The sequence below is a fragment of the Rhodococcus sp. JCM 9793 genome (assembly GCF_055380405.1).
Window position 1 is genome coordinate 15,851 of record NZ_AP043720.1, and the last position, 12,423, is coordinate 28,273.

At 65.8% G+C, this 12,423-nt stretch carries 15 protein-coding genes; 6 read left to right on the top strand and 9 right to left on the bottom strand.

What is annotated here, in order from left to right:
* Positions 1-3: 3 nt before the first annotated feature.
* Both ACZ46K_RS01825 and ACZ46K_RS01830 read left to right on the top strand, forming a co-directional pair.
* Positions 4-3,081 (top strand): type I restriction endonuclease subunit R, encoded by a 3,078-nt coding sequence (locus ACZ46K_RS01825; RefSeq protein ID WP_054805790.1) that lies wholly within the window; start codon positions 4-6, stop codon positions 3,079-3,081.
* A 276-nt stretch (positions 3,082-3,357) separates the two neighbouring features.
* Positions 3,358-4,314 (top strand): hypothetical protein, encoded by a 957-nt coding sequence (locus ACZ46K_RS01830; protein ID WP_054805789.1) that lies wholly within the window; start codon positions 3,358-3,360, stop codon positions 4,312-4,314.
* Positions 4,315-4,461: 147 nt separating this feature from the next.
* Here the strand turns inward: ACZ46K_RS01830 and ACZ46K_RS01835 are convergent, their stop codons facing one another.
* Complete coding sequence (locus ACZ46K_RS01835; protein WP_054805788.1) at positions 4,462-4,710, bottom strand: glycosyltransferase; 249 nt, start codon at positions 4,708-4,710, stop codon at positions 4,462-4,464.
* 207 nt (positions 4,711-4,917) lie between these two features.
* On the opposite strand from ACZ46K_RS01835, the gene ACZ46K_RS01840 reads away from it, so the two are divergent.
* Entirely contained in the window at positions 4,918-5,148 is a 231-nt protein-coding gene (locus ACZ46K_RS01840) for a hypothetical protein (RefSeq protein WP_464743535.1), read from the top strand.
* 525 nt (positions 5,149-5,673) lie between these two features.
* Here the strand turns inward: ACZ46K_RS01840 and ACZ46K_RS01845 are convergent.
* Positions 5,674-6,156 carry a GNAT family N-acetyltransferase gene (locus ACZ46K_RS01845; protein WP_464743579.1) on the bottom strand — a complete coding sequence of 161 codons (483 nt, stop codon included), beginning with the start codon at positions 6,154-6,156 and terminating at the stop codon, positions 5,674-5,676.
* A gap of 234 nt (positions 6,157-6,390) precedes the next feature.
* Here ACZ46K_RS01845 and ACZ46K_RS01850 point away from each other — a divergent pair, with 234 nt between their 5' ends.
* Positions 6,391-7,341 (top strand): phosphatidylserine/phosphatidylglycerophosphate/cardiolipin synthase family protein, encoded by a 951-nt coding sequence (locus ACZ46K_RS01850; protein WP_464743537.1) that lies wholly within the window; start codon positions 6,391-6,393, stop codon positions 7,339-7,341.
* Between the two features lie 334 nt (positions 7,342-7,675).
* On the opposite strand, the gene ACZ46K_RS01855 is transcribed toward ACZ46K_RS01850, so the two are convergent.
* Positions 7,676-8,089, bottom strand: coding sequence for a DUF3846 domain-containing protein (locus ACZ46K_RS01855; protein ID WP_330137249.1), 414 nt, complete (start codon positions 8,087-8,089; stop codon positions 7,676-7,678).
* A gap of 397 nt (positions 8,090-8,486) precedes the next feature.
* On the opposite strand from ACZ46K_RS01855, the gene ACZ46K_RS01860 reads away from it, so the two are divergent.
* Both ACZ46K_RS01860 and ACZ46K_RS01865 read left to right on the top strand, forming a co-directional pair.
* Complete coding sequence (locus tag ACZ46K_RS01860; protein WP_054807851.1) at positions 8,487-8,837, top strand: type II toxin-antitoxin system RelE/ParE family toxin; 351 nt, start codon at positions 8,487-8,489, stop codon at positions 8,835-8,837.
* The gene (locus ACZ46K_RS01865; RefSeq protein WP_054807852.1) at positions 8,834-9,139 is read left to right on the top strand and encodes a helix-turn-helix domain-containing protein; all 306 of its coding nucleotides are present in this window, start codon (positions 8,834-8,836) and stop codon (positions 9,137-9,139) included. Before ACZ46K_RS01860 ends, ACZ46K_RS01865 begins: the two co-directional genes overlap by 4 nt.
* A 115-nt stretch (positions 9,140-9,254) precedes the next feature.
* Here ACZ46K_RS01865 and ACZ46K_RS01870 read toward each other — a convergent pair whose 3' ends face one another.
* From ACZ46K_RS01870 to ACZ46K_RS01895, 6 genes are all read right to left on the bottom strand, one after another.
* Positions 9,255-9,719: a hypothetical protein gene (locus ACZ46K_RS01870; protein ID WP_464743540.1), complete on the bottom strand. Its 465-nt coding sequence runs from the start codon at positions 9,717-9,719 to the stop codon at positions 9,255-9,257.
* A complete protein-coding gene (locus ACZ46K_RS01875) occupies positions 9,716-10,351 on the bottom strand; it encodes a hypothetical protein (protein ID WP_464743542.1) in 636 nt (211 codons plus the stop codon). Before ACZ46K_RS01875 ends, ACZ46K_RS01870 begins: the two co-directional genes overlap by 4 nt.
* Positions 10,352-10,428: 77 nt before the next feature.
* Entirely contained in the window at positions 10,429-10,746 is a 318-nt protein-coding gene (locus tag ACZ46K_RS01880) for a hypothetical protein (RefSeq protein WP_054808041.1), read from the bottom strand.
* Positions 10,747-10,782: 36 nt separating this feature from the next.
* Positions 10,783-11,223, bottom strand: coding sequence for a hypothetical protein (locus ACZ46K_RS01885; RefSeq protein ID WP_464743544.1), 441 nt, complete (start codon positions 11,221-11,223; stop codon positions 10,783-10,785).
* A gap of 328 nt (positions 11,224-11,551) precedes the next feature.
* Entirely contained in the window at positions 11,552-11,764 is a 213-nt protein-coding gene (locus ACZ46K_RS01890; protein WP_054807891.1) for a hypothetical protein, read from the bottom strand.
* 302 nt (positions 11,765-12,066) lie between these two features.
* Positions 12,067-12,216 (bottom strand): hypothetical protein, encoded by a 150-nt coding sequence (locus tag ACZ46K_RS01895; RefSeq protein ID WP_330137256.1) that lies wholly within the window; start codon positions 12,214-12,216, stop codon positions 12,067-12,069.
* Between the last annotated feature and the right edge of the window lie 207 nt (positions 12,217-12,423).

Genomic DNA, 12,423 nt, shown 5'->3' on the forward strand with positions numbered 1-12,423 from the left:
ACCGTGGCCAAGGGTATCCGCGAGCGCGAGTTCCAGAACCTGATGATCCAGTGGTCCCTTCCCCTCGGCTGGGGTTACACCGCAGGCAGGTTACTACCGCGCGACACAACGCAGACGGTGCTGACCAGTCAGCTGCGGGACGCCATCATCCGGCTCAACCCGGCGATGATCGACGGGTTCGATGTCGACGCGGTTGTCGATGAGATCGTCGCGATCGTCAACGCCGTCGAAGGCGGACTGGTGCGAGCCAACGAGCAGGTCCTGCACCTGCTGCGCGGCCGCAAGGAGTTCCGGGACGCCGACGGGGCGTGGCATGCCCTTCGCCTGGTCGACTTCGACAATCCGACGGCGAACACGCTGGTTGTGTCCGACGAGGTTCCGATCACCGTGCCGGGTAAGACCTCGCGCCGGTTCGATCTCGTCTACTGGGTCAACGGGCTACCCCTGGTGGTGGTCGAGGTGAAGTCCCCGACCGCGAAATCCGGGTGGGCCGATGCCGCGCGCGAGATCAACGACGTCTACGCCGCCGAATATCCGTGGTTTTTCGCCGCCAACGTCTTCGCGGTCGCTTCCGACGGGCTCAAGTTGCGGTTCGGTGCCGCCGGCGCGCCGACGAACCTGTGGCAGCCGTTCCGATCCACCGCCGACGCCGAGGATCTCGACGGGCAGGCCGACGTGCAGCGCTCCGTCGAGTTGCTGCTGAATCCGGTCACCGTGTTGGACATGCTCGCTGACTTCGCGCTCTTCGACACCTCCGGCGGCGGAGTCGACAAGAAGTATCTGCCCCGGTACCCGCAGATGGAGGCCGCACGCCTGATCCATGAGCGCGTCGTCGCCGGCGGGTCGAAGGGGTTGATCTGGCATCACCAGGGCAGTGGGAAGACGCTGTTGATGGTGTTCGCTGCGTCGCTGCTGCTGGCCGACACCCGCGCCGAGTCGCCGACGATCATTCTGCTCTCGGACCGGACCCAGCTGGTGCGGCAGACTTCCGGGGTGTTCACGTCTGCGATGGGTGATGCTTACTTCCACCAGCCTGCCACCAGCGCGGAGCTGCGCTCGTTGCTGGGTGGTGATGTGCGCGGGGTGATCTCGACGACCGTGCACAAGTTCGCCGACGCCGGCAAGAACCTGTCGACCCGCGGCAACATCATCGTGTTGGTCGACGAGGCGCACCGTACCCAGTCCGCCCGGTCGAAGTCGTTGGCCGGGCAGATGCGCGCCGCCCTGCCGCACGCGAAGTTCTTCGGCATGACCGGCACCCCCGTCAAGAACTTGGCCACCGACACCTTCGCGTTGTTCGGGGAGGAGAGCGACCCTGGTCAGGTGCTGCACCGGTACTCGGTGTCCCGGTCTCTGCGGGACGGGGCGACCGTGCCGGTGATGCTGGATCCTCACCCGGTGGCGTTCGAGCTCGACGATCAGGCGTTGCAGGCCGAGTTCGACCAGTTCGCCGACGACTTCGACCTCGACGATCCCGACCGGGAGACCCTCTCGCGCAAGTTCGGGCGTTTGACGTCGGTGTTCGCGAACCCTGAGCGGATCGAGGCGGTGTGTCAGGACATCGTGGATCACTATCTGGCCGGCGCCTACCGTAACGGTCTCAAGGCGCAGGTCGTCGCGTACAACCGTGAGATGGCCGTGGCGTACACAGACAAGCTCAACGAGCTGCTGGCCGGCTTCGAGGCCACGCAGGTGCTCGCGGAGGTCAGCGTGCACGAGAAGATCACTGCCGAGGTGAACATCTCGGTCTCTGAGTCCAAGGACGAAGACCCCACTCTGCGGGTGTTCGCGTTGTCGGAGGCCGAGGAAGAAGAACAGAAGCGGCGGTTTCTGACCCCGAATGATCCGCTGTGTTTCCTGGTGGTGACCGCGAAGCTGCTGACCGGATTCGATGCCCCCAACGAGGGCGTGCTGTATCTGGACAAGCCGCTCAAGGCCCACAACCTGTTCCAGACCATCACCCGCCCCAACCGCACCTGGGTCTCCCCCACCGGGTTCGTGAAAACCTCCGGGGTGGTCGTGGACTACATCGGCCTGGCCGAGGAAGTCCAGCGGGCCGTCACCGATCCCACCGCCGAGGAGACCAGCAAAGGTGGTGGGTTCGTCACCGACCTGACCGAGCTGGTCGCCGAGTTCCGCACCACCTTCGCGCGCATCGAAGATCTCCTCGCCGACGTCGACGATCTGGACTTGAGCGTGCACGGGTACGAATCGGTACGCGCGATCAACAGTTTCCTCGACACCCATCCCGGTGCGGCTGAGGTGTTCTCGAAGGATTACCGGTTGTTGGCGCGGCTGTATCCGCTGATCAACACCGACAAACGGATCACCAAGTACCAGAGTGGGTTCGGGCTGTTCGGGTCCGTGTACACGACCCTGTTCAAAAAATCGTCCGATGAGGAACGCAAGGAACGCCTCGGGGAGCTGGGCCCGATGGTCCTCGAGATCATCAACGCCCACGTCCATTCCTTTTCGGTGGTCGCCGGCCAAGAAGAGCCTCTGGTCCTCGACGCGCAGGGCATCGCTGTCTTGAAGGAACTGCTGTCCCTCGTCCGCCCCAAGGCGAACACAAGTGACGAAGAAGATCAGGCACCGCCGTCGGCCGCGGAAATCCTCGACCACATCAAAGCCGCCCTCGACAAAGGCATCGAACCGGGCTCGGCGAAGTACACCGCCCTTGCCGAACGCATCAAACTGCTGCGAGACCGGATCATCCAGAACTCCCAGGACGCGCTGGAGTTCCTGGCCGAAGCACTGCGGGTCGCCCGCGCCATCGTCAACGCCGAAAAACACCCCGATGACGCCGTCGTGGTGCTCGACGACGACCACGTCGGTGTCCTGTCGCGCATCATCGAAGACCACGCACCGTCCGGGCTGACCGTGACCGAGAAGAACCTCGCGGAGGAGATCGACCAGGTGGTCACCCGCACCCTCGCGCAATCGTGGGACAACGCCGACGCCCGCAACCGAGGTGCTCGCCGCGCGACGGCCGCGGTGTTCCGCAAGTACAGGATAAAACCGGTCGGTGAGCCGTACGACTCGACCGTCGCGTACATCGAAGCCCACTACCTCGTCGACTGACAGATCCACCGAGACCCCTGACCCGTGATGGCTGCCGGCCTCGTCGCGCCGCACGTCCTGGCCATGACCAGTATCTATGACACGTCCCCAACCCGGCGGTCAGAGCAGTTCCACAAACTGCGACGAACGAGGTCACGAACTCGAAAGAGTGCGTGACCTCGTTTCGTTAGATCGTACGGGCACCCCACTGCGGACGCCCGCGTGCGATCACGTCGGATAGGTCTCGCACGGCGTGTAACCCGGACAGCGCACGACAGCGTGGCAATGTGAAACAGCGTGGACAAGACTCCCGCAGAAATCGCCGCAGTCATACATCAGCGCGCCGACGTCGATCTCGAGCCGATGCGCCGCTACCTCGCAGCTGCGGTGGGCACCGATCGACAACCCGTGCGCACGCTCGGACCATCGATCGCCGGCCCCAGCATCGAAGTCGACGACGCCGAAGTCACGGCGGCAGTGTCCATGCAAGACCCGCAATATCTGGGCACCTTCGACCGCACCGCCGAGCCCCGCATGATCCTCGTAGCGGTCAACGCCCGACGACCGGCGCAGACACCGAGCGGCGCGCCGAGGACGGTGGACCTGCCGGTCAGAGAACAAACCGCGTGGGTGCGAATCGTCCTAGGGGACCTAGCGGATTATGCCTACCGGATCGTTACCGACCTAGCGCAATTGCGGGTTCGGCCCGCATTTTTCGTTGTGCTTGTCGATTCCGACGCCACGCCCCGGCTCGCTCCTCGAGATTTCAACTGGGCACTCGCCGGTAGTGGAGGCCGCCGCGCCTACCCAGAGAAGGTGGTTCCCCAGAATTCCGACCTGCTGAGGCACCTGCGTCGTCACGGCGATCTGATCGACCCCGACACGGTCCCCCGTCCGCAGGAGCGGCCGCCGGGGGTGTGGGCTCTCGAATTCGTCTCCTACCTCACGGCCAACCTTGCTGATCGGATCGGCCGTCTCGGCGATGATCGGCAGTTCACTTTCGAGGAGGTCCGTCTCCACGGCCGGAACCGAGTCGTCGTCCGCTATATCTGGCATCTGATCGGGGAAGACCGAAAGATCGCGCTCGACATCGACCTCGACGGCGTCCGGGCGCATCGGCGCAACGAGCTCGATGATCCGCGGGCCCGAACCGCAGCGCACTCCGTCGCTGGTATCTTCGTCGAACCTCCCCAGTTTCGGTCGGCCACTGTGGTCGACGGCGTGACGTGGGTTCGGATCGGCGCATCCGACTGACCTGAACAACCCTGTGTCCGTGCATCAGCGCAGCGTCGTCGTCATCAAATTCTCCAACACCGGCACTATCGATGCCGGATCAGGCACGGCGTGACGTGGGTTCGGATCGGCGCATCCGACTGACCTGAACAACCCTGTGTCCGTGCATCAGCGCAGCGTCGTCGTCATCAAATTCTCCAACACCGGCACTATCGATGCCGGATCAGGCAGCGCTGCGATCTCGTCACACACACGCTGCGCACCAGCCCGCAGAGACGCCGACGACAAGGTGGTGAGTGCAGCGTCGCGGAGCTCGTCGGACGACATGGTGATCGGATCTAGTGCGACCCCGGCATTCAGAGCCGTCAGGCGCTGGGCGTTGAGTTCTTGGTCTGCCCCCATGGGCAGTGCGATCACCGGAACCTCTTGGACCAGCGCGCCGATGACACTGCCCGACCGGCATGGTTGACGACAAGATCGCAGTGCGGCAGCACTACCGACTGAGGTACGAACTGTTCGATTCGGATGTTGTCGGCGGCGACCGGGATCCCTCTCATTGGCTCGGATCCGAGCAAGCACCAATCGTGGCCCGCCATCTTTCGCCGGTAGTGGGATGCTTCTGCGATGACGGAAATTCGTGTGACCGTGAGCCGGTGGCAGACCCGCAGACCGTGGTGGCGCGGGCGGCGACGCATGCCCGGTCTCGTGTTGGAGATCGACGGATACGGCACCACCCAGACCTACGGCACCCGGGACCTCGACACCGCCCGCGCGATGGTGCTCGACTACCTTGACTGCGTCGACTCGCCGACTTCCCGCGATGCCGTCGTCATCTGGACCGAGACCGGCGCATAGCCGCCCAGTTCTACGACAACACCTCGCCGAGGCCGCGATCTGGCCCGGGCAATGGTGAGCCAGCCGCTGCTCGATCTTGCTCACGTGCTCGAACAGGAACCCGTTGTCGAAGTAGGAGATGCCGATCATGCCGACGTTCGTCACGCACCGGTCCTCGATGACGTGAACCTCGTGGAGGTGCGGGGTCTCGAAGCGGAACGGCTTGGCTGCCAGTGCGTCGTAGAACACCCGCATCCGCTGGAGGGATGCTTCCGATTCACCGAGCCAAATCTTCGCGACACGATCGTGGTCGATCTCGTAAACAGAGCCCTCCATCCCGTGGCCGACCAACACAGGACCCGCGTCGCCGGTCCAGCGGTGCAGGATCCGAGCGGCGTCGTCGTGCGTGGGACGGTTCATCGGACCATCTTCTCCACAGTTCGGCGCTCAGGCGGCATCCGGGTGCCTGGCCACCGATCGACACCCCTCCAGGGCAACACCGCAGCGCACGAGTTGCCTAATCTGACCCCTTCATCCGGTATGTGATCAGACACGGCCGCTCGGGGTGTACCGGAGAAGGCTGGAGTCCCGCTCCTCGAAGCCGAGCCGGCGGTACAGGCGATTGGCCGCCTCCCGCGACGCACGCGAGGTGAGATCGACCGTCCGGGCGCCGAGTTCGGCTGCCCGGTCCATCGCGGCGCGGGTCAGCGCGGCGCCGGCCTGCTGCCCCCGTGCTTCGGTGTCCACCACCACGTCCTCGATCCAGGCCCGGACTCCGGTCGGGATGGGGAAGACCACCAGGGTCAGGGTGCCGACGACGCGGCCGTCCAGCCGGGCGACGAAGAGCGTGTTCGCCGGGCACCCGACGACGTTGCGGAGTGTCTCGACCGTTACCGGTGCGGCGGAGCGGGACAGTTGGGGAACGAGATGCGCGAAGGCAGCGACGATCTCCTCGTTGACTTCGCTGACCTGCTGAATTTCCACAGCCATGGTTCTCCTGGGTGAAATGCGGATGACACCGCGTCGGATTCGGATTGCGGGAGCAGCCCAGTAGACCAGTTCGCCGACGACATACCGGGGCTCGGTCCGGGAACACACGCCGCACCGCGCGCGGAGGGGCCTCGATTCGGCGCCGCGGAGACCACACGACTCCCACCCGCGGGCGCAGAGAAGCGACGAGAACGGGGCATCGACGTCGGGACCGACGCAGCAGCACGATCAAGGGCGTCATCAAAGGCCATGTTGCCGTTAAGGTGACCCATCGTGGGCACTACCCTGTACGCACCCCATCCCTGGCCGCACATCACCGCAGCCCTGCGTGGCCCCGGCCCCCGCCGCGTCGCCATCGCCTACCTCGACCACACCGCACCCGAACTGCTTCCGCTGCGCGCCGGGGACCAGTTGATCGTCAACGCCGCCCGACCCGCCGTACGTGCGCACGCCACCTCCCCCACCGCCCTCGCCCGTTTCCTCGACGCCGGGGTGCGGGTGCTGTCGACCCCGAACCTGCACACCGGCCTGATCGTCACTCCCCACTGCGTGATCGTCGGCCCCGCCAGCGCCTCGCACAGCTCCACGGTGGCCGACGAAACCGCCCTGGCCACCGACGATCCCGACGCCCACGCCGCGGCCCACGTCTTCCTCGACGGTCTCGACGACACCACCGACGTCGACGAGGTATTTCTCGACAGCGCCACCGAAATCTGGCGGATCGGCCGTGTCGTACCTTTGGCCGGGATCGGCAGCAGCACCCGCACAGGCCACGACTTCCTCCCCACCCCGGTGCGCCGGATGTTCCTGCGGCATCTCGGCGACTACACCCCGACCGCCGAAGACGAGAACACCGAGGCCAGGTCCGCACCGGAAACGAATGGCCCGAACCTGCGGTACCGCACCCAGTGGCTGCGCGACGACGCTCCTGGCACCGACCGCCGCAGTCGCCTCGCCCCTGGCGACGTCGTAATCCGGATCAGCGACGACGACACCTGGCTCCACCCGCCGGCGGTCGTCGACACCGGGCCACACCACATCCCGCACACCCGTCGTGCCGTGGCCTACCGGCTACGCTCCCGCACCGACCTCGACCCCCTACCCGTGGCGGACGCCGCACGCACCCTCGCCGAGGATGATCACCCCAACCCGCGCCTGCACCACGACCACCGCGTCATCTCCCCGGGCCTGCGCACGGCCCTGCTGCGACTGTGGAAACTGTGACCAGCGGCGGCCATCACCTCCGGGCAGAGGACACATCGTAGCGACACACCCATAGCTCCCATAGGGGTTATAGGGATGGCCTTGATCGGACCGGACCCTGCGAGCGGACGGGCCGGTCCCCACCTGCATCACTCCCGAACCAACAACTCCGCACCCGGATCAATCGCATCGAGATCACCCGGATGCTTTCCCGCTCGACCCCGAGGAAACCATCATCCTCGAGGCTCCCCCAGCGCATCGCCCAGGCCCGCATCCTCCGGACGGCAATCGGCAGGCACAGTCACCGTGACGCTGTGCGTGGACACCTCCGTCCACGAAATCACCACCGAACGCATCACGCATCTACCCCCGCAGTTTCGTCGACTGCGTCGAGGGACGCATCGAGCACCGCAAGGCCCCCCACATGCGCAGTCGCCAACAACGCTGCGATCTGCTCACCCACCAACGACCGAGTCTCACCCTCGTCATCAACAGACGCGAACACCACCGGCCCGACATACGGCTGCCACGTGAAGCCGTGGAACTGCGCAATACGCGTCGCCACCTCATTGACCACCGGCTCACCGACGCACAGGCCCTCATCATCGAGCCACATATCCAGACCCCGCCCCAGCCGCACCACATCGAACACGCGGCAATCCAGCGCCGCACGCAAGGCTGCGTCGACACCCGACTCCGTCTTCTCCAGATCGATCATCGTCGCGGTTCCGTCCACATCGAGCCGGACTCCCAGCACCGTGTTCGCCATCGTGAACCCCTCTTCTCCACTGCGCTCAGTGGGACGTTATTCGTGCCGGTCAGTACCCCTCCCGACACGAACCACCTTACAATGTCTGTTTGTATTGTACAACCTTGGGGATGTTGCCGAACCCGGCAGCGGGCCGGGAGCGGATCTGCCGGGAGGCCACTGTCGGACGTGCCGTTTCCACTGGTCACCGGAGCGAACACGCACTGCCCCACCCCGTCGAACACCTGCCGGCCCCCTGGGACGTGTCATCTACCCAGGTCACGGCATGTTTTCGGCCCCGCACTCGACCGGAGCGCAGGGCCTGGCGGGAGAACAGGATCCCGGCATTGAGACAGGGGCGTCACCCAGTGAATTCTCACTACCTCGGCATATATCCATACTGATATACTCTGTGGACATGGCACGAGGCGACGAGAAACCGATCCGATGGGTAGGCAGCACACTCGACGACCTACGCGATCTGCCCGCCGAAGCCCAAGACGACCTCGGCTACCAACTCGGACGCGTCCAACAAGGACTGGATCCGGATGACTGGAAACCGATGAAGGACGTCGGGCCCGGATGCCGCGAAATTCGGGTCCGCACACCCGACGGCGCATTCCGCACGTTCTACCTCGCCCAACTCGGCGACGCGATCTACGTCCTGCACTGCTTCCAGAAGAAAACGCAGAAGACCTCGAAAGCCGATATCGACCTCGGTCGACGCCGCTACAAAGCAGCCCGCACACACGCACAGGAGCAACCATGAACGACAACAACATCACCGAGACCACCTCCGTGTGGGAGGCGATCAGCGACACCCCCGGCGAGGCATACAACCGGCAGCTGCGCGCCGACCTGATGACCGCCATCCGCTCACAGGTCGACCGCTTCGGCTGGTCCCAAGCCGTCGCCGCCGACAACCTCGGCGTCACCCAACCACGAATCTCGGATCTCTACCGGGGCAAACTCAGCAAGTTCTCCCTCGACGCCCTCGTCAACCTCGGCAGCAAAGTCGGCGTCCACATCGACGTCCGCATCGACACCGACCCCACCCTCACCCACCACTGAACACACCACCCCGCCGCAGCAGCGCGCGTCACGGAGCGCGAATGCACAGATCGGTCCCGAAGCCGATACGACGTCGGGACCACTGCGCTGCACCGGGACGTGTCATCTCCCCTGTTCACAACGCATTTTCGAGCTCTGATCCTGGTTCGCTGAGCAACATCCGGTAGACGAACATCAGCTGCTCGACCTGCGTGCGCCGAGCGAAGCCCGGATCGCGGCCGAGCGCGGCCATCATGTCGGCGAGGAGGCCGTCGGTGGCAGGCACGCGCAGATACTCGCCGAGAATCGTCGCGGCCGCGAACAACTCGACGCCGACGCGGCGGACGACGACCTCGTCGTCTCCTCCGCGCAGCTCCAGCGTGACGGTCTGCGCGGTGGTTCCTCGGGCGTCCTGAACGGCCAGCCGCACCCCCCGCGCAGCGACCGCGGCGATGTCGACCCAGTCGAACAGGCGCAGGTAGTCCGGCACGTCGGCGAGGGTGTCGCCCCGCCGCAACAGGGCGCGGTAGCGCTGCGCGGCCGGGGCGAATGCCCGGCGCACCGTCGATCCGGTGCGCCGGTCCGTTGCCGTGGCGGTCACCGCTCGGTTCCTGCCGCGTCGAGGGCGGGTTCGGGGTCGATCCACGGGGCGTCCTCGCGACCCTCGACGTACTTACCCCCGGGCGGGTCGACGTAACGCTCGAGCAACACCGCCCGTACGGCGGGCGACGCCGCAGCCAGGTTGTGATCGCGGGTTTCCTTCCATTCCTCCCACCCCCAACCCGCACCGGCATCGATGACGTACTCGGTCGCGACCACGGGCATACCGTCCACGAATAACTCGAAGCTTGTCGGTCCGTCAGGATCCCTGACAGCAACAATCTCCACCTCGGGTGCCACAGCGGGTTCGGTGTCATGGTCACGACCGGTTTCGTCGCCGTAATAGCTCTGGGCGCGGCGGTCGATGTCGTGCCAGTCGAGGCGGAGCTGGTCGGCCAGGTGCCGCAGGTCGCCCGCGAGGTCGGCCAACACGGACTCGAGATCGTCCGTGTCGGCATGGGTGCGCTCGCCGTACGGCACCACCGCAACAAGCGCCTCACAGGCCCGCACAGCGCGCGCGGCGGCCGGGTCCAGGGTCGTGGAGGCATCAGTGTGGTTCGAGGTGTGTGCGTCGCGGACAGCGGCCAGATCGGCGAGCGTGCGGACAGCGGCGAACGGGTGGGGAGAAGTCATGCTCTGGTCCTTGTCTTGTCGGGTACAGCACACAGCCGACGGTCGGGCCGCGTCGACGCGGCCCGACTGTCGGCTGGTCAGGGCTTGGTGACGGTGTAGCCGAGCGCGTCGGCGAGCATGTGCATCAGTTCCTCGCCGTCGGGCGTGGACACGAAGTGCATCCGGTGGCGGATCTCGGGCACGGCGCACGGGCATTCGGCGTTGACGGGCATGTCGTAGTTCGTCTCGAGGGCGACGTCGAAGTTGGCGGGGTCGATGACCCACGTGTTGGTGCCTGCCAGATCACGCATGAGGTACACGCTCACGGACTCTTCGATGTAGTGCGCGCCGCGTGCGGCTGCGCGCTCGCCGCCGGTCATGTGCTGCTCGTCGGTGAGGTTCTCGGTGGTGGTCATCGCAGGTGTCCTGTCTCTCGGGGTTGTGGTGGTGGTTCAGTGCGCCGCGTGCAGCGGCGGGGCGCCCACGAACGCGAGGTCAGTGAGCAGGGCGCGGTAGGCGAGCATCAGCAGCTCGCGGGCGCCTCGGTGTGCGTGACGCGGGTCGGTGCGCAGTGCGTCGATCGCGGTGGTGACGGGGGTTGCGGTGGGTGCGGCGAGGGCGTCGGCCAGGACTGTTGCGACGGCGGCCAGTTCGCGTGCCGCTGCGGTGTCGGCGTGCGCGCGGCGGGCGAGGTACATCCCGCGCGCGGCGAGGGTGTGCAGGTCCGTGTCATCGAAGATCGCGGCCAATGCGCTGGTGAGCGCGGCGGCGGGGAGGCTGCGGCGCAGGCGCAGCAGGGTGCGGTAGTCGGTGGGCGGGCGCAGTATCTGGGCGGGGTGCGGTGCGGTGATGGGGTCGAGGTCGATCCGGACCGTTGCGAGTGTGTTCGTCATGGTCGTGCTCCTCTTCCCGCCGACTCGGCGATGACATAACAAACAGTATTTGCATTGTTTGACTCGGGAACGTTGCCTTTTCAGGCGTAAGCAGTGCGCGGCGCGCGCAGCGAGGGGATCCGACTGTCGCATCGGACCTTCCGGCTGCCGCACGATTTAACTATACAATGTCATTTTGTATTGTTGCAACCGGGGGACGGGATTTCACCTCGCCCGGCGCGCCCGCTACGCCACTCCTGCGGCCCGGCGCGCCACCGGGACGTGCCATCACCCCAGGTCACAGACAGAAACGACACCGACCGTGGCGCGCAGCCGAGCGCGGCACCCGTCACCGATTCCCCCTGGCGCGATGGGGGCGATGCTCGATCAGAAACGCTCGTGTGGGACCGAAATCGAGATCGACGCAGGTATTGAGTGCGGGGTTGCGGGTATCGAGTACGACGCGGCGGCGTGCGGTGACGCTCGCGCCGCACGGACACCGCACGGTCGTGGTCAGGATCTCGCCGAGTCGGTCGACGAGCAGTCCGGTCACTGCGGCCATGATTCTCCTTCTACAGATGAGGTGCCACGCGGGCCGGCCTCACGCCCGCGGCGGTGTGGGACGTGTCATCAGTGCAGCTCACAGGGCTATTTCGGGATACATCGAGCCCCCAGTCGATGCGCGTGCCTGCGAGTGTCGACGAAGCCGACGCGCGACATGTGCACCTGTGCCGACCAGGTTCGCCCGCACCGGCCATCCAGGAGCGCGGCCGGGAGCGACCGAGTGTTATCGGCGGGAACAGGACAGGGGGAAGGGAAAAAGAAAGGGGCCCACCGTTTCCGGTGGACCCCTTGTCGCCCGGTCTAGATGTAGGCGATCTCGTCGGCGGTGAGGGCGCGGCCGGTCTTGGCCTCGATCAGCGCCACCTTCGCGGACACGAAGGTCTCGTGGTTTCCGCTGGCGATTGCGGCTGCGTAGTCCGCGTGAAGGACCTCGATGCTCTTGCCTGCCATGTCATTCCCCTTTCGTCGGTGTTCCACAACCATACAATGTTGTTTTGTAACGTGTCAACTCCGAGCGACGCACGAATTCACACGCGCGAACACCTCCCGATCGCCGACCGCGTCGGGACATGCCCTCACCGCAGGTCACCATCGGATTCACTGACGTCAGCGCTGCCAAGGACAGGCCCCTGTGCCGATCACGGCGCCGGGCGCTCC